This window comes from Desulfatiglans anilini DSM 4660 (assembly GCF_000422285.1).
Taxonomy (GTDB): domain Bacteria; phylum Desulfobacterota; class DSM-4660; order Desulfatiglandales; family Desulfatiglandaceae; genus Desulfatiglans; species Desulfatiglans anilini.
The window spans coordinates 38,727-60,564 of sequence record NZ_AULM01000023.1; the positions used below are offsets into that span (position 1 = coordinate 38,727).

The 21,838-nt window shown below is 61.7% G+C and carries 20 protein-coding genes; 17 read left to right on the top strand and 3 right to left on the bottom strand.

Translation table 11 applies throughout. From position 1 onward, the window contains the following. The first annotated feature begins 9 nt into the window (after positions 1 to 9). The 14 genes from H567_RS0114725 to H567_RS0114790 all read left to right on the top strand — a co-directional run bounded on the left by H567_RS0114725 (position 10) and on the right by H567_RS0114790 (position 17,098). Positions 10 to 1,857, top strand: coding sequence for a SpoIIE family protein phosphatase (locus H567_RS0114725; RefSeq protein ID WP_161626630.1), 1,848 nt, complete (start codon positions 10 to 12; stop codon positions 1,855 to 1,857). Between the two features lie 166 nt (positions 1,858 to 2,023). After that, positions 2,024 to 3,157, top strand: a complete 1,134-nt coding sequence (locus tag H567_RS0114730; protein WP_028321989.1) for an acyl-CoA dehydrogenase family protein — start codon at positions 2,024 to 2,026, stop codon at positions 3,155 to 3,157. 61 nt (positions 3,158 to 3,218) lie between these two features. Continuing rightward, on the top strand, positions 3,219 to 4,400 hold the full coding sequence (locus H567_RS0114735; RefSeq protein WP_028321990.1) for a thiolase family protein: 1,182 nt from the start codon (positions 3,219 to 3,221) through the stop codon (positions 4,398 to 4,400). Between the two features lie 74 nt (positions 4,401 to 4,474). Further along, the gene (locus H567_RS0114740; RefSeq protein WP_028321991.1) at positions 4,475 to 5,620 is read left to right on the top strand and encodes an ABC transporter substrate-binding protein; all 1,146 of its coding nucleotides are present in this window, start codon (positions 4,475 to 4,477) and stop codon (positions 5,618 to 5,620) included. Between the two features lie 139 nt (positions 5,621 to 5,759). Further along, positions 5,760 to 6,635: a branched-chain amino acid ABC transporter permease gene (locus H567_RS0114745; protein ID WP_028321992.1), complete on the top strand. Its 876-nt coding sequence runs from the start codon at positions 5,760 to 5,762 to the stop codon at positions 6,633 to 6,635. A 5-nt stretch (positions 6,636 to 6,640) separates the two neighbouring features. Continuing rightward, positions 6,641 to 7,630 (top strand): branched-chain amino acid ABC transporter permease, encoded by a 990-nt coding sequence (locus tag H567_RS0114750; protein ID WP_028321993.1) that lies wholly within the window; start codon positions 6,641 to 6,643, stop codon positions 7,628 to 7,630. An 85-nt stretch (positions 7,631 to 7,715) separates the two neighbouring features. After that, positions 7,716 to 8,483: an ABC transporter ATP-binding protein gene (locus tag H567_RS0114755; protein ID WP_028321994.1), complete on the top strand. Its 768-nt coding sequence runs from the start codon at positions 7,716 to 7,718 to the stop codon at positions 8,481 to 8,483. A 46-nt stretch (positions 8,484 to 8,529) separates the two neighbouring features. Then, positions 8,530 to 9,216, top strand: coding sequence for an ABC transporter ATP-binding protein (locus tag H567_RS25145; RefSeq protein WP_435051121.1), 687 nt, complete (start codon positions 8,530 to 8,532; stop codon positions 9,214 to 9,216). A gap of 22 nt (positions 9,217 to 9,238) precedes the next feature. Next, positions 9,239 to 9,925, top strand: coding sequence for a TetR/AcrR family transcriptional regulator (locus H567_RS27350; protein WP_028321995.1), 687 nt, complete (start codon positions 9,239 to 9,241; stop codon positions 9,923 to 9,925). Then, positions 9,922 to 11,202, top strand: coding sequence for a 3-hydroxyacyl-CoA dehydrogenase (locus tag H567_RS0114770; protein ID WP_028321996.1), 1,281 nt, complete (start codon positions 9,922 to 9,924; stop codon positions 11,200 to 11,202). The genes H567_RS27350 and H567_RS0114770 overlap by 4 nt, the downstream gene beginning before the upstream one ends. After that, on the top strand, positions 11,199 to 12,743 hold the full coding sequence (locus tag H567_RS25155) for a long-chain-fatty-acid--CoA ligase (protein ID WP_051184932.1): 1,545 nt from the start codon (positions 11,199 to 11,201) through the stop codon (positions 12,741 to 12,743). The genes H567_RS0114770 and H567_RS25155 overlap by 4 nt, the downstream gene beginning before the upstream one ends. Continuing rightward, entirely contained in the window at positions 12,727 to 13,803 is a 1,077-nt protein-coding gene (locus H567_RS0114780) for an acyl-CoA dehydrogenase family protein (RefSeq protein ID WP_028321997.1), read from the top strand. Before H567_RS25155 ends, H567_RS0114780 begins: the two co-directional genes overlap by 17 nt. Positions 13,804 to 13,848: 45 nt before the next feature. Then, positions 13,849 to 15,378 carry a class I adenylate-forming enzyme family protein gene (locus H567_RS25160; RefSeq protein ID WP_051184936.1) on the top strand — a complete coding sequence of 510 codons (1,530 nt, stop codon included), beginning with the start codon at positions 13,849 to 13,851 and terminating at the stop codon, positions 15,376 to 15,378. 232 nt (positions 15,379 to 15,610) lie between these two features. Beyond that, the gene (locus H567_RS0114790) at positions 15,611 to 17,098 is read left to right on the top strand and encodes an acyl-CoA carboxylase subunit beta (protein WP_028321998.1); all 1,488 of its coding nucleotides are present in this window, start codon (positions 15,611 to 15,613) and stop codon (positions 17,096 to 17,098) included. A 32-nt stretch (positions 17,099 to 17,130) separates the two neighbouring features. On the opposite strand, the gene H567_RS25165 is transcribed toward H567_RS0114790, so the two are convergent. Next, positions 17,131 to 17,526, bottom strand: coding sequence for an Hsp20/alpha crystallin family protein (locus H567_RS25165; protein WP_051184938.1), 396 nt, complete (start codon positions 17,524 to 17,526; stop codon positions 17,131 to 17,133). Positions 17,527 to 17,538: 12 nt separating this feature from the next. Next, positions 17,539 to 17,847 carry a hypothetical protein gene (locus tag H567_RS0114800; protein WP_028321999.1) on the bottom strand — a complete coding sequence of 103 codons (309 nt, stop codon included), beginning with the start codon at positions 17,845 to 17,847 and terminating at the stop codon, positions 17,539 to 17,541. 192 nt (positions 17,848 to 18,039) lie between these two features. On the opposite strand from H567_RS0114800, the gene H567_RS30125 reads away from it, so the two are divergent. From H567_RS30125 to H567_RS0114810, 3 genes are all read left to right on the top strand, one after another. Next, the gene (locus tag H567_RS30125) at positions 18,040 to 18,264 is read left to right on the top strand and encodes a HepT-like ribonuclease domain-containing protein (protein ID WP_035254590.1); all 225 of its coding nucleotides are present in this window, start codon (positions 18,040 to 18,042) and stop codon (positions 18,262 to 18,264) included. 180 nt (positions 18,265 to 18,444) lie between these two features. Beyond that, on the top strand, positions 18,445 to 19,812 hold the full coding sequence (locus H567_RS0114805; protein ID WP_028322000.1) for a CoA-binding protein: 1,368 nt from the start codon (positions 18,445 to 18,447) through the stop codon (positions 19,810 to 19,812). Next, positions 19,806 to 20,495: an acetate--CoA ligase family protein gene (locus tag H567_RS0114810; RefSeq protein ID WP_028322001.1), complete on the top strand. Its 690-nt coding sequence runs from the start codon at positions 19,806 to 19,808 to the stop codon at positions 20,493 to 20,495. Before H567_RS0114805 ends, H567_RS0114810 begins: the two co-directional genes overlap by 7 nt. 36 nt (positions 20,496 to 20,531) lie before the next feature. On the opposite strand, the gene H567_RS0114815 is transcribed toward H567_RS0114810, so the two are convergent. After that, positions 20,532 to 21,407, bottom strand: a complete 876-nt coding sequence (locus H567_RS0114815; RefSeq protein WP_028322002.1) for a universal stress protein — start codon at positions 21,405 to 21,407, stop codon at positions 20,532 to 20,534. Positions 21,408 to 21,838: the final 431 nt, after the last annotated feature.

Here is a 21,838-nt window from a genome sequence, read left to right on the forward strand (position 1 = left end):
GTTCGATTGATGCAATCCATCAAAGCGAAGATGCTTCTGTGGTTCGGCCTGACGTTGACCCTGCTGCTGTCGCTGCTCGCAGCCACGACCTATTGGCAAACCAAGGACACCGTGATTGCTCTGACGCGGGAACTGAGCCAGGAGGTGCTCGGCGCGCGATCGGCCGAGCTGAGCCGGCTCATGCAGGGCTACCTGAACGATGTCAAGACGTTCGCGAGCCGCAACCTGATCCGGAGGGGAGATTTCGTAGAGATCGGCATGGATCTGCAGCGGCGGGCCAAAAGCATCAACCCTGACTATGAAATGCTCTTTTTCGCCGATGCCCAGGGGCGCTTCATCACGACTACCGGCGCCATGGGGGACGTGTCGGACCGGCTTTACGTGAAGGCCATCGTGGAGGAGGGCCGGGCCGAGTTCATCAGCGAGCCGGTCATCTCACGCGCTTCGGGCGAGTACGTCTTCGTGGTAGCCGCGGCTGTGAAAGACGATGAGGGGAAACCGATCGGCCTGATCGGCGCGACGGTCCTCCTCAACACGCTTTCGGAGGTCGCGGGCTCGATCACCATCGGGGGGAACGGCTTTGGCTGGGTGGCGGACCACAACGCGCTCGTCATTGCGCACCCGGATCCGAAGATGCGCATGCACCTGAACCTGCTCCGGGCCTCGGAACGCGGGTTCAAAGGGGTGGAAGAGATCGGACGGATGGTGACGGAAGGCCGGTCAGGGCTGCGCGCCTTCCAGCGGCCCGACGGGTCGCAGGTGGTGACGATCTTCAACCCGATCCCGAACACCCCCGGCTGGGCGATCGGGGTCTCTCTCTACGAGACGGAGCTGATGGGAAAGGCCTACCGCCTCATGCGTAACATCATCCTGCTGATGGTTGGAATTCTTCTGGCCGTTCTGCTGATGGTCTTTTTCATCTCCGGCCGGATCGCAAAACCCGTGCTCGATCTGAAGAAAGGGGTCGAGGTCGTGGCCTCGGGGAACCTCGACCATGTTTTGCATATCCGCACCGGGGACGAGATCGAGGCCCTGTCCGGCGCCTTCAATAAAATGACCGGCGACCTGAAGGATTATATCCGGAACCTGCAGCAGGTCACGGCGGAAAAGGAGCGCGTGGAAGGGGAGCTGCGGGTGGCGAACAAGATCCAGGCCAGCATGCTGCCGCGCGTCTTCCCGCCCTTCCCGGATGTCCAACGGCTCGACCTGTACGCCGTCATGGAGCCGGCCAGGGAGGTCGGGGGCGACTTCTACGACTTTTTCCTGCTGGACGACCAGCGGCTGTACTTCAGCATCGGGGATGTTTCCGGCAAGGGAATCCCGGCGGCCCTCTTCATGGTCATCACCATGACCATCCTCAGAAACCAGATGGTCCAGGGCGGTTCCCTCGAACAGGTGTTCCACCAGACCAACAACATGCTCTGCTCCGAAAACGTGGAGAACATGTTCGTGACGGTCTTCACCGGCCTGCTGGACATCCGGACCGGGGAGATGGAGTTCGTCAGCGCCGGCCACAACCCGCCGGTCGTCTCCCGCCAAAGCGGAGACTTTACCACCCTGGATGCGCCGGTCAACCTGGTGCTCGGCGGCATGGAGGATTACAGTTTCCGGTCCTCCCGGACGATCCTCGAGCCCGGCGATCTTCTGTTCCTCTATACCGACGGCGTCACGGAGGCCATGAACGAGAGGGGGGAACTCTTCTCCGATGCCCGGATGATCGAGGCGGTCAACGGGCTGAAGGGTTTGGACGTGCGATCGCTCATCAAAGGCGTGCGGGAGGCGGTCGGGCGGTTCGTCCAGGACGAGCCCGCATCGGACGATGTAACCATGATGGGGCTGACCATCAAGAGAGAGTAAAGGCATCAAGCTCAGCATCATCCCGTTCAATTCAGATATTTTGCTCGACCAGAGAACCGTAAAATTTTCTTGACAAGATCCATACTAAACATTTAGTTTGGTAATCCTCGCCGTTTGTTGTGGATGAGAGCGCCGCCCGTACAATCAGGGCTTTGGGGGTCGGGGGATGGATCCGAGGCTGAATCCCGAAAAGCTGGGGTTGATGGTCAAGGCAAGGGAGTTTGCACGCGAGCGTTTCACGGACGGATACCGGCTCGACAAGGAAGAGGCCTTTCCTGCGGCGATTCACCAGGCTGCGGGCTCTGCCGGGCTGCTCGGGGCCTACATCCCGAAGGAGTTCGGCGGTCTCGGGATCGGCTTCCTGGGGCACACCTTGATCATGGAAGAGTTCTGGCGGGTGGATCCAGGTATCGGCAACATTCTCCTTGGCGTCTTCGGGTCGGAGCTGCTGATGTTCTACGGCAGCGAAGAACTGAAACGCCGGTGGCTGCCGACCCTCGCCGAAGGCCGCGCGATCAGCTGCTGCGCCATCACCGAACCGAACGCGGGGAGCGACATCTTTTCCGTCGCAACCTCCGCCCTGCCCTCCAGGGGCGGATGGCGCCTAGATGGAACCAAACAGTTCATCACGGGCGGAACCCTCGCTGATGTTATCCTCATCCTGGCTGTAAGCGATCCCGGGCAGACGTCCAGGCGCTTCTCCTTCTTCGTTGCCGAAAAGGACTCCGCAGGCATCTCCAGTGAAAAGATGAAGGGCAAACTCGGCATCCGGGCTTCGGACACGGCGGAGCTCGTTTTCAGGGACCTTTTCGTCCCGGAATCGCACCTTCTGGGCAAAGCCCTGGGCCAGGGCTTTGCCCAAGTGATGCATCTGTTCAACATCAACCGTGTATTCGCCTGCGGCCAGGGGGTCGGGGTGGCTCAAGGGGCCATCGACCTTGCAATCGAGCACCTGAGGGAGAATCCGCTTCAAGCCGGGAAGCAGACGACCCAATTCCGGCTTGCCGAGATGCTGGCATCGGTTCTGGCGGCCCGGTCGGCGTATTATTCGGCCGGATGGAAGATCGACCAAGGGGACATCGACCCGGCCGAGGTCGCCATGGCCAAGCTCCTCGCCGGCGAGACCGGAGTGCGCGTCGCCAGGGATGCCCTCGGGATCGTGGGCGTCTACGCGGAGGAAAAGACGAGGCGCCTTTCCCGGTTCTACAGGGACGCAAAGATCGTGGAGATCTACGAGGGCGCCAAGGATCTCGAGAAGCTGACCATCGCGAGGCAGGTCCTCAAAAGACCCATGGGATAGGGTTCGCTTTCGCCCTAAACCCTCTCGATGAGCTGGTTTTCCATTTAGGAGGCTTTCATTGATGAACACAGACATCTACCTGGTCTCAGCGGCCCGGTCGGCCATCGGGGATTTCGGAGGAGGTTTCAGGCCCCTCCCCGCCATTGAACTGGTTGCACCCGTGATCGAAGCCGCCGTGGCCCGTGCGGGAATCCCCAAGGAAGCCATTGAGAAGGTCATCCTGGGAAACACCCTCTCACCGCTCACCCCCAATATCGCCCGCGGGGCAGCCGTCACCTGCGGCATCCCCCCGCAGACACCCGCCTTCTCGATTCATTGCGCCTGCGCCAGTGCGATGCAGGCGCTGATCAGCGGGGTTTCCGCACTCATGCTGGGCGAAGCACGGATCGCACTGGTGGGGGGAGTGGAATCCATGAGCAATGCGCCCTACCTCCTGCCGAGCACCCGTTGGGGGCAGCGCCTGAGGCACGCACGGGCGGTGGACCTCCTGTGGTGGGGCATGCAGGAGGATCCCGTCATGGGCGGCATGGGGGCGGCGGCCGACTTCCTGGCGGAGCGGTACCGCATCAGCCGGGAAGAACAGGACGAACTGGCTTTGTCCTCCCACCAGAGGGCGGCCTCGGCCAGGGGGAACGGCTATTTCGCGCGGGAGATCGTCCCGATCGAGGTCAAAGACGGAAGGCGGTCCAGGACGGTCGATGCGGACGAGCACCCGAGGGCCGAACTCGGCATCGAAGACCTGGCAAGGCTCCAGCCGGCCTTTTCAGCCCAGGGCACCGTGACGGCCGGCAATGCCAGCGCCTTGAACGACGGGGCCTCGGCCGTTGTGATCGCTACCAAAGATGCCTGCGAAGCATACGGGCTCGAACGCCTCGCAAAGGTCGGCCCCTGGTCCATCAAGGCGACGGAGCCGCGGCTCACCGGGATCGCGCCCGTGCCGGCCATCCGCGAGGTTGCGGAGTCGGCCGGCCTGGGGCTTTCGGACATCGATCTGGTGGAGATCAACGAGGCCTTCGCCTCCTATTACATCGCCTGCGAAAGGGACCTCGGGCTGGACCGGGAAAAGGTGAACGTCAATGGCAGCGGGATCTCCCTCGGGCACCCGGTGGGCGCCACAGGGACCCGGCTGGTGGTGACGCTTCTTCACGAGATGATGCGCAGGGACACACCTCTCGGGCTGGCAAGCCTTTGCGCCGGCGGTGGGATGGGGTACGCCATCCTCCTTCGAAGGGATTTCGGCTGAGCATCGAGCGTAAGCAAGCGTTTTGGCAAGGGGTTGATGGGTCGAATCGCCAATCATGCAAGGAGGTTGGAAAGATGAAGAGAGGAAGATGTATCGTGGCCGTCCTGTTATTTGGCATATTTGCGCTGCACACCGGCCTCGGCCTTTCCGCCGAGAAGGTGAAGATCGGTACGCTGCTCTCGACAAGCGGGCGTTTCGCCTTCCTTGGAGACCCTGAGCAAAAGGGGGTTGAGCTGGCCGTCGAGGAGATCAATGCCAATGGGGGGGTCCTCGGGAAACAGATCGAACTCGTCTCCTACGATGACGAAGGGAACCCCGGCAAGGCGGCCAACCTCATCGACCGCCTCATCAGCAATGACCAGGTGGTGGGAATTGTCGGGGCCTCCACCTCCGGGACCATCAACGTCGCGGCTACCGCGGTGGAAAAAGCCGGCATCCCGACGTTTTACATCTCGGGAAACTCCGCCCTGTGCAAAGGAAAAAAATGGGTGTTCAACGCTGCTCCCGCCGATGAGCTGGATGCCGAAGGCATGATCGACTTTATCAAGGACAACCTCAAGCTGAACGTGATCGGGATCATCCACGACGCCAACGAATATGGGTCCCGTTCGACGGAGTCGTTTCTGGAACTGATCGGCAAGCGCGCCCCCGGCATCAAGATCGCGGGCGTCGAGAAATACCAGTCCTCCGACCGTGACATGAGCGCGCAGCTCATCAACCTCAAAAACGCCGGGTCGCAGTGCATCGTCATCTGGGGCGTGGGCTTTGCACCGGCGGTCATTGTCAAGAACTGGCACCAGCTCGGGATGAAGGAGATCCGGCTGATGGGCGGAGCCGGCATGGGGTCCCACAAGATGATCGAATCCCTGGGAGAAGCCGGGGAAGGCCTTCTTTTCAATACGGTCCTGAACTACGGGGCGCCTAATGAGCGGGAACAGGCCTTCATCGACCACTACAAAAAGAAGTTCGGGGCCATCCCGCCGACCTTCGCCGCCGTGGGATATGACGCGGCGTACCTGCTGGCAGAGGCCCTGAAAACCGCCGCCGGGGATGCCCCCCGGCTGGCAGAGGCCATCTCCGGCATCCGGAATTTCCAGGGGGTCCAGGGGACCTTCGATTTCTCGGAGAACCGCTGCAACGGCCTCCTGCCTGGGTGTTACGTGATGGCGGTGGTCAAGAACCAGGACTACTATCCCGCGGAAAAAGTCTACCCCAGATAGCGCAACGCCAATGCCCCGCAGGGCTGTCGACTCCGCCTCGACAGGGGCTCGGGTGGGGATTCGTTCCGGTCCTGCGGGAGATGGAATATCCGGCGGACGAAGCAGGGAACCCCGGGCGAAACCGGACAGGTGACGTGACATGATCGATTTCTGCCAGTTCATGGTCAGCGGGCTCACCATTGGGAGCGTCTACGCCCTCATCGCCATGGGCTACTACCTGATCTTCATCTCGACCCATGTGATCAATTTCGCCCAAGGGGCCCTGGTCCAACTGGGGGGGATCATGGCGTTGAGCCTGCTCCTCACCTGGCGGATCCCCTACCTCTTCGTGTTCTTTCTGACCTTCTTCGCAACAGCCGTGATCGGCACGCTGTTCAAAGTGCTGCTGGTTTCTCCAGCCGGGCGCACCGGGGTGCTCTCCAGCATCCTCATGACGGTGGGGGGCTTCATCTTCTTCGAGCAGATCATCTACGTCTTCTGGACCAAGGACGAACTGCTGTTCCCGCCGATCTCCGGGGAAACGCCCCTGAACATCGGCGGCGTCATGATTCTGCCGCAGGCCGTCTGGATTATGGCGATCGCCGTGGGGCTCTTCCTGCTGCTCTGGCTGTTCTTCACCCGGACCATCTACGGCTCCGCCATCATGGCCGCGGCGGAGAAGCCGGAAGCCGCAAGGATCGTCGGGATCAACGTCAAGAGCATGACCTCGATGTCCTGGGCCCTCGCCACCGGGCTTTCCGGCCTCGCCGGCATCCTGATCGCGCCGATCACCTTCGCGGGAGGAAGTCTGTCGACCGAAATGGGCATCAAGGGATTTGTGGCGGTCATCCTCGGGGGCATCACCCATTCGATGGGCGCCATCGTCGGGGGTCTGCTGCTCGGGGTCATAGAAAGCCTCACCACCGGGTACCTCTCCAGCGCCTTCAAGGACGCCATCAGTTTCGGGCTCCTCATCGCGATCCTTGCCTTTCGGCCGGAAGGCCTGCTGGGCGGCAGGAAGCGGGAAAAAGTCTGAGCGCTATGAAAAGAACCGCAGGAATCCAACCGTTTTGGCTGCTGGCCGTAATCGCCGTGGGCGTTCTGCCCTTTTCCGGCCTGGGCACCTACACCCTCCAGATCCTGACACTGGCGGGCATCAACGCCGCCGTAGCGATCGGGTTGAATCTCGTGCTGGGCACCGCCGGGCAGATCTCCCTCGGGCAGGCCGCCTTCGTCGGCATAGGCGCCTACACCACGGCGCGTCTGATGACGGGACCGGGGATCTCTTTCTGGCTCGCCATGCCGGCGGGCGGGGCGCTGGCCGGGCTGATCGGCGCGGCGCTGGGCTACCTGGCCCTGCGCTTTCAGGGGCATTATCTCGCTATGATCACGCTGTGCTTCGGCTTGATCATGCACATCTTCTTTCTGGAATTCCCATTCCTCACGGGTGGAGCGGGGGGCATCGCCAACATCCCCTATGCCGGCATCCTGGGGCACGCCATCGACAACGGCAGGGACGCCCTTTTCAAAACGTTCCACCTGTCCTGGTTCCTCGTGCTGCTCGTCTACTGGCTGCTCAACAACCTGACCAACCTGGGCTCGGGCAGGGCCCTGGCCGCGCTGCGCGACGACCCGATCGCCGCGGAGTCCGTGGGCGTCCCCACCGCTGTCTACAAGGTGCAGGCCTTTACCGTCTCGGCCGTGGCGGCCGGGCTTGCCGGCGGCGTCTACGCGGTGCACACGCACTATGTCGGGCCCGAAATTTTCGGGGTCGGGGCCTCCCTGGAGTTTCTGATCATCGTGGTCATCGGCGGGCTGGGGAGCCCGGTCGGAGCCATCCTTGGCGCTCTCCTCATGGCCGTTCTCCCGGAATTGATGCGGAGCTACGAGGAGTACCGGCTTCTTTTTTTCGGAATGATCCTGATGGTGATCGTCGTGGCGGCCCCGGGCGGATTATGGGGAGGCGTTTCAACCGGTGTCGTGAGAATATGTTCGGCGCTGCGAAGAAGGTTCGGTACCGGGGGGGCCTGAACATGACTCCGATCTTCAGGCATCCGGGTGCCATCCGGGCGGATCGACCGACCGGGGAAAAACGCCGCGGTCTAACGGGGGGCAAGTGGATCTTCTGTCTGCGAAACGGCTGAGCAGGAAATTCGGGGGGCTGTGGGCGCTCTACGGCGTCTCCTTCACCGTGAGGGAGGGGGAGATCGCCGGCGTGATCGGGCCCAACGGAGCGGGTAAAACCACGCTTTTCAACTGTCTGAGCGGCCTCGACTACGCCACGGAGGGCAGCATCCTTCACCGCGGTCATGACATCACTCGGCTGACGCCACACCAGGTGGTCAAACGCGGGATCGTCCGGACCTTCCAGACAACGCGGGTGTTCAAACGACTGACGGTCAGGGAAAACGTCATGGTGGGGCTGCATCTCCATTCCCGGAGCAACCTGCTCTACGATATGATCCGGCTGCCCGGCGCGGTCCGGGAAGACCGCCGGGAGGCGGAGCAGGCTATGACGCTGCTGGAGGCCGTGCGGCTTGCCGATCAGGCCGATAAGCCGGCCGACGAGCTCACCCTCTCCCAGGCGCGAAGGATGGAACTGGCCCGTGCCCTGGCCACCGACCCTGAGCTTCTCCTGCTGGATGAACCCGGCGCCGGCCTTGACGAGCAGGAGCGGGACGAACTGGGAACCCTTCTGAGGGACGTCCACAACAGGGGCGTCACCCTGATGGTCATCGAGCACGATATCGGTTTCATGGTGAACCTGTGCACCCGGATCATCGTGCTGAACTACGGCAAGGTCATTGCAACCGGCACCCCTTTGGAGATCCAGCAGGACAAACAGGTCCTGGAGGCCTATCTTGGTGAAGAAGACGCCGACTGATGTCCCGGTGCTGGAAGTGACGGCGCTCAACGCCGGCTACGGAAAGATGAACATCCTCACCGGGCTGGACCTCTTGGTCAGGGAAGGCGAATCCGTCGCCCTCGTGGGAACGAACGGGAGCGGAAAGACGACCTTTCTCAAGGTCGTCTCGGGGTTCCTGCGCCCGGCGGCGGGCTCGATCCGGTTCCTGGGACAGGATATCTCGAAGCTCCCTCCGGAAAAAAGGGTGAGCCTCGGTATCGCCCATGTCCCGGAGTCGCGGGAAATCTTCGCCAGGCAGAGCGTGCTGGCCAACCTCAGGCTCGGCGCCTATCTGAGGATCAGAAAAGGCGGAGATCCGGACATCCAGAAGGATCTGCAAAGGATGACAGAAATCTTTCCCGTCTTCTCGAGACGCCTGCGCCAGGCGGCAGGCACCCTGTCCGGGGGAGAGCAGCAGATGCTGGCCATAGGGCGCGCCCTCATGAGCCAGCCGAGACTGCTCTTGCTGGACGAGCCCTCGACGGGGCTCGCGCCGCTCGTTGTGAAGGAAATCTTCAGGATCCTCAGGACCCTCATCCTGGACATGAACCTGAACCTCCTGCTGGTGGAACAGAACACCCGGCTGGCATTGAAGACCGTGAATCGCGGATATCTTCTCGAGAGGGGGCGACTCGTCAGAGAAGATGGATCCCAGGAACTCCTGGAGTATCTCAACGCGGCAGGGTTCACTCATGCCGGAGCCAATGGATAGACTGCGAAAAAGGAAAGATTCAATGGTCAAACAGAAACAGACTGCAAGGGGAAAATCGCAGGGCCGTGAAAAACTGATCCAGGCCGCCAAAGAAATCTTCGGAATGAGGGGATACCACGGCACCACGGTCGATGATATCACCAAGGCCGCAGGCGTTACACGGGGAGCGCTCTACTGGCATTTCGACAGCAAGGCCGATCTGCTGGGGGCGATCATCCAGGAACTGCAGGAATCCTACCTGAACCGGTTCATCGAGGAGACCAGGGGTGCAGGCGATTCGCCCATGGACAAACTCTGGCACATGTTCAAGTTCAACTCCCGCTTTGCGGTCGAACACCCCACCCTGATCCACTGCCTGAGGACCCTTTCCCTGGAGATGCAGTCCCTCGAAGGCGACAACGCGAAGGCGCTCTTCGATGTGTTCGAACAGCAGCGCAGCTTCATCACCGAAATCATCCGGGAGGCCCAGGCAAAACATTTCGTTCGTAAGGATCTCAAGGCGGAGATCATCACCTCCATCATCCTTGCCGTGCACGATGGGATCGTCCTCCAGCTGCTGGCATTCGACAGGCATCTGGACGGACATCAGGTGGCCTGGGCGCTGAGGCAGATCACTCTGGGCGGCATCTGCGCAGGGGCCCGGATCATCCATCCGAAAAAGGGGGCATCCGACCCACGCACCGCAACGGGGGAGATCAAGGAAAAATGACCGGCACGATCGACAAGATAGGCATCATTGGCGGAGGGATCATGGGTACGGGCCTGGTCCAATGGCTTCTTCCCCGTGGCTTTCGCGTCGTGGTGGCGGAGGCCCGCGAGGCGCTCGCCGAGGAATGCACCCAGAAGATCCATGCCCGCCTGCGCAAAGATTTGGACAAAGGCAGGTTTCCTCCGGAGGATTTCCGGCTCTGCATCGAGCGGTTCGAGGCGGCTGCCGGCCTTTCCTGCCTGAAAGGGGCGGACTTCGTGATTGAAGCCGCACCGGAGCACTTCGACCTGAAAAGGCGGATACTCCGCGAAGCCGAAGATGCGGTCGCACCCGGGACGATCCTCGCCAGCAACACCAGCGCCCTGCCCATCACGGCCCTGGGGGCCTGTCTCAAGCGGCCGGAGCGTTTTCTGGGCACCCACTTCTTCAATCCCGCGCAGATCATGCCCCTTGTCGAGGTCGTCAAGGGGGTGGATACGGCCGGGGAAACCATCGAGCAAACCTTGACATTTCTGACCGAAGAGGGAAAGAAACCCATCCGCATCAAGGATTGCCCTGGGTTTCTGGTGAACCGGGTTCTGGGGGCCTACATGAACGAAGTCATGTGGCTTCTCGGAGAGCGCATCGGCATCACCGACGCGGAGGGAATGGCGAAGGATCTGGGGCTGCCCATGGGGCCGGTCACCCTGGGAGAAATGGTCGGCTGGGACATCATCCAGGCATCCAACGAGACTCTCAGGACCTACTACGGCTCCCGCTTCGAGATCCCGCCCCTTCTCGAACGGCTGACCCGCGAGAACAGACTGGGCCTGAAGACGGGGCGCGGCCTGCTCGATCACCGCTCCCGGCCGCCGGCAGCAACCCATGACATCGTGCCCGCTTCCCGGAAGCTGGACGGCCGGGCCGCGGACAGAGCGAAGAAGCAGTTGCTCGCCGCGATCTGGGCCGAAAGCATCCGCTGCCTGGATGAGGGGGTCGCTTGCGCGCGCGAAATCGACGACGCCCTGGTGCTTGGCGCGGGGCTCCCAATGGGCCCCCTTGCGTGGGCGGACGAGACCGGTCTCCAGGAAGTGTCGGACTTGCTGCTGGAACTGACCGGAGAATTCGGCGAACGGTTCCTGCCTTCCCCTGTCCTCAGAATCTACGCCATGTCCGGGTACAACGGCGTGAAAGCCGGTCGAGGGCTGGCAGGGGCCTACCCTCAAGAATCGGCTAGAGGGAACGAAGGCGGCGGGACGGACGATGTCTCCACCAGAGACCCGGGGGGAGCCCGATGAATGGAACTCTCTGCGCCTTACTGGATGCAAACCTCCCGCGGCGGCAGGACAAGACGGCGATGATCTGGCGGGGCGGATCGGATACCTTTGCGGGCATCGAAAAAAAATCGCTGTCCGTAGCTCAAGGTCTGCTCAAGAGGGGGCTCAGGCCCGGAGACAGGGTCGGGCTGCACCTGGCCAACATCCCGGTGTTTGTTTACGCCTACTACGGGATTCTACGGGCGGGGGGGCAGGTGGTACCGCTGAATGTCATGCTCAAGGAGGCCGAGCTTGCCTATGTCGGCACGGACAGCACCCTCCGATTCGCCGTCAGCCAGGAGCCCTTCATCGAGAACCTTCTCCGCGCCGGGCCGGCGATCGAGTCGCTGGAAGCGGTCTTCTGCACGACTCCATTCCGCCCAGGGATACCCTGCTTCGAGGAACTCTTGGCGGAGCCGCGGGAATCACCGCTGCCGGAAATGCATCCCGGGGACGTGGCGGTCATCTTCTACACCTCGGGAACGACAGGGCGCCCCAAGGGAGCCATGCTCACCCATGCGAATCTTTACAGCAACGCCCTCGCAGCGGCAGAGGCTTACGAATACGCGGAGGAAGACGTCATCGTTTTCGGGATGCCCCTCTTCCACTCCTCCGGTCAAACGAACGTGATGAACGCGGGGTTTTTCCGGGGGGCGGCGGTCTACCTCATGCCGAGATTCTCGGCGGACGAGGCCATCACGGCGGTGTCGGAGCAGCGCGCCAGCGTATTCGTGGGCGTACCCACGATGTATCACCAGATCGTGAACCACCCCGCCCGGCGGGACTTTGCGGTCGACGCGCTCAGGGCGCTGATCGTCGGCGCGGCCCCGATGCCCCGGGCCCTTTACGAGACCGTCTCGAAGGAATACGGCGTCGCCATCACGGAGGGCTACGGACTCAGCGAGGCCGGACCGGTCGTAGCCCACAACCCCCTCCACGGCCTGAAAAAGATTGGCAGCGTCGGACTTCCCCTCCCGGGCATCTCGATCCGGATCGCCGATGAACAGGACAGGGAAATGCCCGCGGGTTCCGTGGGCGAACTCCTCGTCCGCGGCCCTAATGTCATGAAAGGATACCTCAACCAGCCCGAAGCCACGGCGGAGGCCCTGCGGGGCGGGTGGCTGCATACCGGCGACCTCGCGTGCGTGGACGAGGATGGATACCTCTTTATCGTGGACCGTAAGAAGGACATGGTGCTGACCGGCGGATTCAACATCTACCCCAGGGAAATAGAAGAGGTCCTTTATCAACACCCGTCGGTGAGCGAAGCCGCCGTCGTCGGGCTGCCGGATGAGGAGAAGGGGGAGATCTCGGTCGCCTTCCTAATTCCAAGAGGAGGGCCCGCGGTGAGCGAAGGCGAGATCCTCCGATTCTGCCGCGAAAGGTTGGCGGCCTACAAGGTCCCGAAAAAGGTGGAATTCGTCAATGAACTCCCAAGGAATTCGGCGGGCAAGGTCCTCAAGAGACTCTTGAGGGAAGGAGCGCCTGGCCAGGAGAAGCGTCATCATGTTTCTGAGCCTTGACAAGGAACAGGTCCAGATAAAGAAGGCCGCGGCCGACTTCGCATCCGGTGAAATGGCAGACCGTGCACAGGAATGGGATGCGGCCGGCCGGATGCCTTCAGAGATCATGGAAGCGGCCGTTGAGCTCGGCTTCGTCGGAATGACCCTTCCGGAAAGGCAAGGCGGGGCCGGGCTGGGGCTCCTTGAAGACTGCCTGGTGGCGGAGGAGTTCGCCGTCGCCAGTCCCGGAGGCGCCAGGGCGATCCTCGAGATCGGCTGGGGATGTGAACTTCTTTCGCACACCGGCGATTTGCCTCCCCCGTTGGGGGGTAAGACCAGCGATCGGCCGATGCTCGGACTCGCCCATCCGGCGGACGGAAATCCTTTCAGGGCGGAGGCGCGCGCTGGTGTCTCCTCGACCTTCTCTCCCGTTCATGGGGGCGCCGAGATGTTCCTGATCCCGGGTTTTCTCGAAGGAGAAGAAGGTCTCTTCTTTTTGGGGCGCGATTTCCCCGGTCTCGACATCCTGCCTCTCGAGGACAAGGTCGGGCTGCGGTGCTGGCCGGGGGCCCGGTTGGAGCTGCGGGGCGCCGCCCTTTCAGAGGCGTGCTTTTACAGGCATCCGCGGGTCGTTGAACGATCGAGGCAGGCGAAGGCCATCCGGTCGGCTGCGCTCGGCCTCGGGCTGTCCAGAGGCGCCGCCCTCCTGGCGCTCGTCTATGCGCGGGGCAGACAGATCTTCGAGCAAAACCTGTCCGATTTCGAGGCGACCAGGGCCAAATTCTTCAAGACATGGCAGCGGCTTCAAGCCCTTCGACTCCTGGTCTACAAGGCTGCAGCCGACTGGGACAAAGGTCTGGATGTTTCTCTGGCTGCCCGCTCGGCAGAGGCCATGGCCGTGGAACTCGGCAACGAAACCGCCGACGAGGCGCTTCAACTCCACGGGGGATACGGATACTTCGAGGAGATGAAAATAGCGATGTTCTACAGGGATGCCGTGATGCTGGATCTGCTCTCCGAACCCGCATCCTCCAGCATAGAGGCCGTTTGGACCTCCCTGTCAAAAACCGTTTGGTGGTAGGCCAAGGCTGTAATTCACCAAAAAAACAGGAGGAAATAGCCAGGAATGGACTTGTATCGCATTTTAGAGCATTCGGTCCGCCTTTACTCGGATAAGACGGCGGTCACCTCGGCCAAAGGGACCCTGACCTACAAAGGATTCATGGACACGGCGGAGCGCCTGGGGTCAGCTCTTTACGGGCTTGGGCTCAGCCCCGGTGACAGGGTGGCCGTTTTGGACCACAACAGCATCGAGCTGGCTGTCGCCCACTTCGGGCTCCCGGCATGTTCGCTGGTCACGCTTCCTTTGAACACGCGGCTTTCCAAGGACGAACTGCTGGGGATCATCCACAATGCGCGGGCCTCGGCCCTGATCTATTCACCCCCCTTCGAACAGACCGTAGCCGCCCTGGCCCCTGATCTGCCCTTCCTGAAGGCGCGCATCTGTACGGAACAGGCAGCCGGAAACCTCGATCTGAGGCAACTCATGGCCCATGCCTCGCCGGCCGCCCTCCAGAGGCCCAGGCCCGGAGATCTCGCCACGCTCCTTTACACAAGCGGCACAACCGGAGTTCCCAAAGGCGTGAAACTGACCCACGCCAACACCGCCTCCACGCTGGTTTCGCTTCTCGTGGAACTCGGTCTCACCCCCGAAGACTCAGGCCTCATGGTTGCACCGTTCTTCCACGTCGCGGGCTGCCACACCTACATGGCCCACATCGCAAGAGGCTGTACGGTGAACATCCTTCCAGCCTTCGAACCCCAATCGACCCTCGAAGCCCTTGAACAGACCCGGGCGAGCGTCACCCTGCTCGTCCCGGCCATGATCGGGGCCCTCCTGAACCTCCCAGGTCAGGAAAAGGCCGACCTCAGCGCTTTGCGCCTGGTCGTCTACGCCGGGGCCCCCATGCCCGAGAAGTTGCTCAAGAAGGCCCTCGAGCGCCTGGGAAACGTCTTCTTTCAGATCTACGGTCTTACCGAGACCAGCGTCCTCACCTGTCTGACCCGGGAAGACCACCAGAAGCCGGAACTGCTGACCTCCGGTGGCAGGGAAATGTATGGGTGCCGAGTGCGAATCGTGGACGAGAAAGGCCGTGAAACAGAGCCGGGCGGGATCGGACAGATCGTCGCCGGCGGGGACAACGTGACCTCCGGCTACTGGGAGGCGCCGGAAGAAACGGCGGCCGTGATGAAGAGCGAATTCTTCGACACGGGCGACATCGCGGTCAGGAACGAACAGGGCTACGTCTTCTTGCGGGACCGCAAGAAGGACATGATCGTCACCGGAGGGGAGAACGTGTATCCCGTCGAAGTGGAGAATGTCCTGACCGAGATACCGGGGGTGCTGGAAGCGGCGGTGATCGGCGTCCCGGATGAGAAGTGGGGGGAAAGGGTGATGGCCCTCGTGCATCTGAAGCAGGGTGCAACCGCCACTGAAGAAGACATCGTCTCCTACTGCCAGAAGCGGTTGGCCAAATACAAGTGCCCCAAGACCGTCGCATTCTTGGATCCACTGCCTCGGACCCCCTCCGGAAAGATCCGGAAGAACGTGTTGAGAGAACCTTATTGGGAAGGGTTCAGCCGGAGGATCCATTAGATGCACCCGGAAAGGTCCTTCTCTGTTCAAATCAGCGTCAATTCGCCTGGTTTGCCTGCGCGGCGATCGGACGGTCGCCCTCATTCTCATTTTTCCACATGGATCGGTGAGACCGGGACCCGCCCCCCCACAATACCTGGAGGCTGGATCGTTATGGGCAATCATTTCCAACCGAATCCCCGGATCGTCACCGCAAGGCACCGTCTTCCGTCGAAAGGGGTCGGAGGCTGCTATGGATTATGATGAGGGACGAAGGCGATTCGAGGATGAACGCGCCTGGGTGCAGCGGGGCAACCAGCCGCGGCTGGAACGGCACCTGGCCAAAGGAAAGCTGCATGTCTCCCAGAGGATCAGCATGCTCCTGGATGAGGGAAGCTGGCTGGAGTACGGGGAATTCGCCCGTTCGGTGGAGCCCGGCTTCGAAGAGCGGTCGCCCAGGGACGGTGTCATGACGGGCCTCGGCAGGATCCATGGGAGGACGGTGGCCGTCCTCGGGGACGATGTCACCGTGTTGGGCGGGACCCAGTCTTTTGTCAGTGTGAGGAAGGTGGATCGAATCATCGATCTCGCCACGCGCAACGGCTTTCCCATCCTGTCCCTTTCGGAGGGAGGCGGCGTCAGGATCCCGGATGGAATCGGATCCGGCTTCACGCGGCTGAGCGGACTGGAAACCGTCAAGTCCCTCAGCTGGCTCGCCAACCATGACAGGCGGCCCTTGATGCTGTGCGGGGTCTTCGGCTACACTTACGGGGACCCGGCCTTCAGGGCCGGCATGGCGGATATCACGCTGATGGTGGAGGACTCCTCCGTAGCGGTATCCAGCCCTCCCCTGCTGCAGGTTGCGATCAACGAAACCATCACGGACCGTGATCTGGGCGGCCCGCATATGCACGAGACAATGACGGGGACCGTCGACCTCGTTGTCAAGACAGAGCAAGACTGCATCAGGACACTGAGGAAGATCCTTCATCTCCTCCGGTCTCCCGAATCCCCGTCGGATCCCCCCGACAGGCTCATCCCCGACCTAGAGACGATCGTTCCGCACAACAACCGGCAGGTGTACGACATGAAAAAGGTCGTCGACCGCGTTTGTGACCATGGGGAGTGGATCGAACTCAAACCGAAATTCGGCAAAGGTCTCATCATCGGCCTTGGCAGGATCGGGGGGCGGGCGGTTGGCATCATGGCCAGTCAGCCCATGAGCGGGGGGGGATCCGTGGACGCGAAGAGCCTCAGAAAATCAGCCTCGTTCATGGAATTTGCTTCGAGGAGAAAAATCCCCCTCCTCGTGATTCAGGACATCCCTGGGTTCCTGATCGGCTCCGAAGTCGAAAAAGACGGCATGGTCAACGCCATTGCGGCCCACTCCGGCACCATGGACAGGGTGGATGTGCCCATGGTGACCCTCATCATCCGCAAGTCTTACGGGGCGGCCTATTATTTCCTCGGAATGGCGGCCACCGGGGCCCAGTTCGTGGCGGCCTGGCCCAATGCCGAAATCAGTTTCATCGCCCCGGAGATGGGGGCGGCCATCCTGACCAAACATGCGGATCCGGCGGTCAAAGCCCAGGCCCAGCAGCAGGCGAGAGCCGACCTGACGAAAAGCGCCTCCGTGTGGGACTCGGCCTATGAATACTGGATCGATGCAATCATCTGTCCAGAGGAGACCAGGAGAGTCGTCTGCCGGGCCCTGGATTTTTTCGCGAAGGATGGTGCATGAACAAACGAACGGAAACACCCGCCGCCGGCGATCTACTCCCCGCGAATGGCTATTTTCTTGACCCGCTCACGTGCGGCGGGCGACTTGGGGAGCTTCAATGAGAGCACGCCGTTCTTGAAGGTCGCTTCTGCCCTGTCCGGCTCCACTTCAGAGGGAAGGAAAAATCTTCGTTCAAAGAACCCCTGGTAACACTCCAGGACATAGGCACCCTTGCCTTTTTTCTCCTCCTCTTCCTTCTTCTCTCCGCGGATCATGACGCTGTCTTCGTTCACCATGACATCGATGTCGTCCTTGTCGACGCCGGGCAGCTCCGCCCTGATCCTGATCTCATCGTCCTTTTCCTCCAGATCGACACGCGGCCAAGCGGCCGACCCCCACGGTCCGAGCCGCCCGCGCCAGCCGAGAGGACCGAAAAAATCCTCCATCATACGGTCCGAACCTCACCGGAGTTCGGGAAAGGCCTGCTCCCACACCTCGGGGTAATAAGCGGAGCTTCGGCCGACACCCACCGGCACCTGTGTCTTGCGCCATCTTGCAGGCATCAGATTTTTCACCTTCTCCGAGAGCGTTTTGACCTCCTTGGCCAGCTCTTCAGCGGATTTACGGGCCTCCTCACCGCCTGTCTTGAACTTTTCCTTCACCTTGCCGGTGAGTTCCGCCACCTCCCTTCCGAGGCTCTCGACAGCATCCCGTATCTCCTTCCCTGCCTCATCGAGCTTCTCTTTCGCCTTTTCGGAAACCGCCATCATCTCACACCCCTTCCATCTGAAAATGCCGTTATGAAATCGACCATCAAACGGAGCTTCTCGGATCTCGGCCTTTCAGACCGCAGCGCTCAGTAAACCATTTCCAGCGCCTCCTGCGGGAAAGACCGGCCTAATATCCTATATGATCCATTAAATATTGTTTTCGATTTGTCAAGACACGCCGGCACGGGCTATTTGGAATCCATCCGGAAAGGATATCCCGGCAGAACCCGTTTCCAATCCGGAAATGAGGAAATCTCCCCCCAGCATCCGAATGTGCCATGGGCTGATATGCAGGCTAGGCGTCATTTTGTCGTCCATGAGCCTTTCAGTGTCAGCGAAGAAATCCTCTGGGACACGATAAACAAGGACCTTCCCGCTATGGTGGAACCCCTTGAACCGATTCTTAAATATGAATAGGATCGATTCGCCGCAGTTGGAGCGGAAACCCCCGAATCAGGTTGCGGAGCGCTGCGGGAGGTGGCACAATGTCGATTGACGGATGATCCGATCGGATCGCACCCTTTCAGGCGAGGATGCCGGCATGCGATGCTGAACGCGCCGGCTTGCAGGCAGTGTTTTGCTCCGGGGAGGAGCCCTATGAATTTCAAGAGGCTGTTCGAACCAAAGACGCTGGCCGTAATCGGGGTCTCCCTCGACAACGACCGCCACCCGGCCAATGTGGTCTATTACAAAAACCACCTGCGCTACCCGGTGGAGGTCTTCGCCGTCAACCCCAAGGGGGGACGCCTGCAGGGTGAGATCGTCTATTCGCGGGTGGCCGAGATTCCGAAGGCCGTCGATATCGCGGTCATCGCCGTCAGGGCGGAGTTCGTCCCGGACATCCTCGCCGACTGCATCAACAGCGGCGTTGGCGGCGCGGCCGTCATCTCCGGCGGGTTTGCCGAAAGCGGAAGGCGCGACCTGCAGGACCAGGTGACCGCGATCGCGCGGGAGGCCGATTTTCCCTTCATCGGTCCGAACTGCCTCGGACTTTACGCACCCGGGCGCATCGACAGTTTTTTCCTGCCGAGCGAGCGCTTCGTACGCCCCGAACCGGGGCCCGTCGCCGTGATCAGCCAGAGCGGGGGCATCCTGGTGGATCAGATGGTCAAGTTCGCGCAGGAAGGCGTCGGGCTCTCGATGGGCATCAGCATCGGAAACAAGGCCCTCGTCGGCGAGATCGAGCTCCTGGAGGAGTTCGGCAGGGACGACCGGACGAAGGTGATCGCCTTTTACGTGGAGGGGTTCGGGAAACGCGAGGGCCGCGCCTTTGTCGAGGCGGCCGCACGTTGCCCCAAGCCCGTGATCGTCCTCAAGGCCGGAAAGTCCGCCCTGGGTGAACGGGCGGTCTCCAGCCACACCGCCTCCCTGGCGGGCGACTACGCCGTCTTTTCTGCCGCCCTGGCTCAGCACGGCATCGTCGAGGCCCGGAACGAATTCGAGCTGCTCTCCTTTTGCGAATCGCTCAGCCGCTACCAGAGAAGCATCACGGGAAAGATCGCCATCATCACCGGAAGCGGTGGGCACGGAGCCCTGGCGGTCGACGCCTGCGCCTCCCACAAGCTCGCGGTGCCGACCCTGTTGGAGACCGACCAGGCGCAGCTCCGGGAGCGGCTATCCCGCTCGATCCGGTCGATTGCCGCGCTCGGGAACCCGATCGACCTGACCGGCAGCGCGCTGGACGACGACTTCTATCAGACCGCCGAATTCCTCAGCCGGACCCCCGACGTCGACTGTCTGATCGTCCTTCTCCTGCCCTATCTGCCCGGCATCACCTCGGACCTCGGCGCCCGTCTGAGCCAGCTCTATCTGAAGGAAGGCAAACCTCTGGTCGCCTATGTTCCGCGCGTCGAAAAATACCGGATGCTGATCGAGGGCTTCGAGCTGAACGGGGTGCCCGTATCCCCTTCCATTGAAGGAGCGGTCCTGATGGCCGAGGCCATGCGGAGGTGCAAACCATGCTGACAGAAGCGATGCGTGCGATTTTGGCGGAGGCCAGGCAGTGGGGATGGGTCCTCGAACCTGAAGCCAAGCGCCTCTTTGCCCTCTGGGGGCTCCCGGTCCCGAAGTTCACCTGGGCGCGCGACATCGGCGAAGCCCTCCGCTTCGCCGAAGAGATCGGCTACCCCGTCGCCGCGAAGGTGGTCTCGCCCGAGGTCGTCCACAAATCGGATGTCAAAGGCGTCGTGGCGGGGATCGGCGGCCGCGAAGAACTGGAAGAGGTCTTCGCACGGTTCCGGGCGCTGCCGGGTTTTAAAGGCGTACTGGTGGAGGAGATGGCGGAAGGGCTCGAGTTGATTGTCGGCGCGAAGGTCGACCACCAGTTCGGCCCCGTGATCCTTTTCGGGATCGGCGGCACAGGCGTCGAGATTTACAAGGATTCGGTCCTGCGGATGGCGCCCCTCACAGAAAAAGATGCCGACGCGATGCTGACCGGCCTCCAGGCGCGGCCACTCCTGGAAGGATACCGCGGCCGGGACCCGGTCGACCGGCAAGGCCTGACCCGCTTCCTGCTGGACTTCTCCCGGCTGGTCATGACGCTCGAAGAGCGGATCACCTCGATCGACATCAACCCGCTCTTCTGCTCGAGCAAGGGGTGCATCGCCGCGGATGCCCGCATCATGCTCCCGTCCTTCGAGGGCGCATGAGAGAGGCCAGGGGCCCGCGGCGGCTGCGTTCCGGTTTCACCGGGACACCCATAGCGTCAGGCCTTCCAGCTCCCGGAACAGACCCCAGCTCACCGACCCCATGAAGATCTTCTGCAGGAACCCCTGGCCCGCGCCGGTCCGGCCCACGGCGACGACGGCATAGCGCCCCTCCTCCGCCTCCTTCTTGATCGTCTTGATGACAGAACTCCCTTTGAGGACCAGATTCCTCACCCGCTCCTCCGGCACACCGTTCGCAAGGAGGGTTTCACGGGATTTGGCCAGCACCGCCTCCGGCTCCCTTCCTTCCGCGCTTTTTCCCGTATCCACCATCAGGAGGGTCACATCGTGGCCCGGCTCATCACGCAGCATGAAGCCCACGTGGTCCACGATCCGTAAGGACTCGTCAGAACCGTCGACGCAGACCAGGACGTTGCGCCGCTCCAGATCGTGCTGCCGGCACATCCAGATGGGAAAGGTGAACTCCTGCTCCAGGATCCCCTTCGTAACACTCTCCTCGAAGGCCTCCTCGATCCAGGACAGGCCCCGGCGGCCGAGGACCACGGCGTCATAGAGCCCCATGTGGGCCTCCTGGACAATGTCCATCACCTTGGAGTAGCGGCGGGCCAGGAGCTTGGATTCCAGCTGCTCGTCCTTGAAACCGTGGGCGCGCAGCTCGGCGCGGCCCGACTCCAGTGCGCGGCGCCCCTTTTTCTCATACTGCCGGGCCTGTTCCTGCTGCTGGGCGACGGTTTCGTGCGAACGCTCGTTTTCCCAGAGCTGCGGGGGCTTCGGCGTCGTATAGAAGAGGGTGATCTTCATCCCCTCTTTGTTGCTGAAGAAGTGCCCTACGAAGCGCGCCCCGTACAATGCCCTCTTGTCCTCACTGACCGCTACGAGCAGATGCTTTTCCACCAGACCCTCCTTTTCTCATTGGAATTGAACAGCATGCCTATGCTGCCACAGGTAAACGATTGCTCGTGACGTGCGCCTTTCGATCCGAAAATGCATCGTACCGGCCCGGCATAGGAAAATCAGGCTTCGCGGGGAGGCGGCCTTCGGGAACCCGCCAAGGCGAATGGATAAACCGACGCCGGTATCGCGCGGATCGGGACCCGTTCCAGAGCACCAGCCCTGAGGAGATAAGCCGTCTGAAGAAAATAGCATTTCCGGATTATTCCTTTTTATTCTAGTATCCGTCCGGAAATGATTTCCCGGCAGAACCCGGTTTCCAATCCGGAAATGAGGATTTTTCTTCACACCCTTCGGGTGCTCAGTCCCACCGCTTCGCGGCGGGTCCCGGTTTCTTCACACCCTTCGGGTGCTCAGTCCCACCGCTTCGCGGC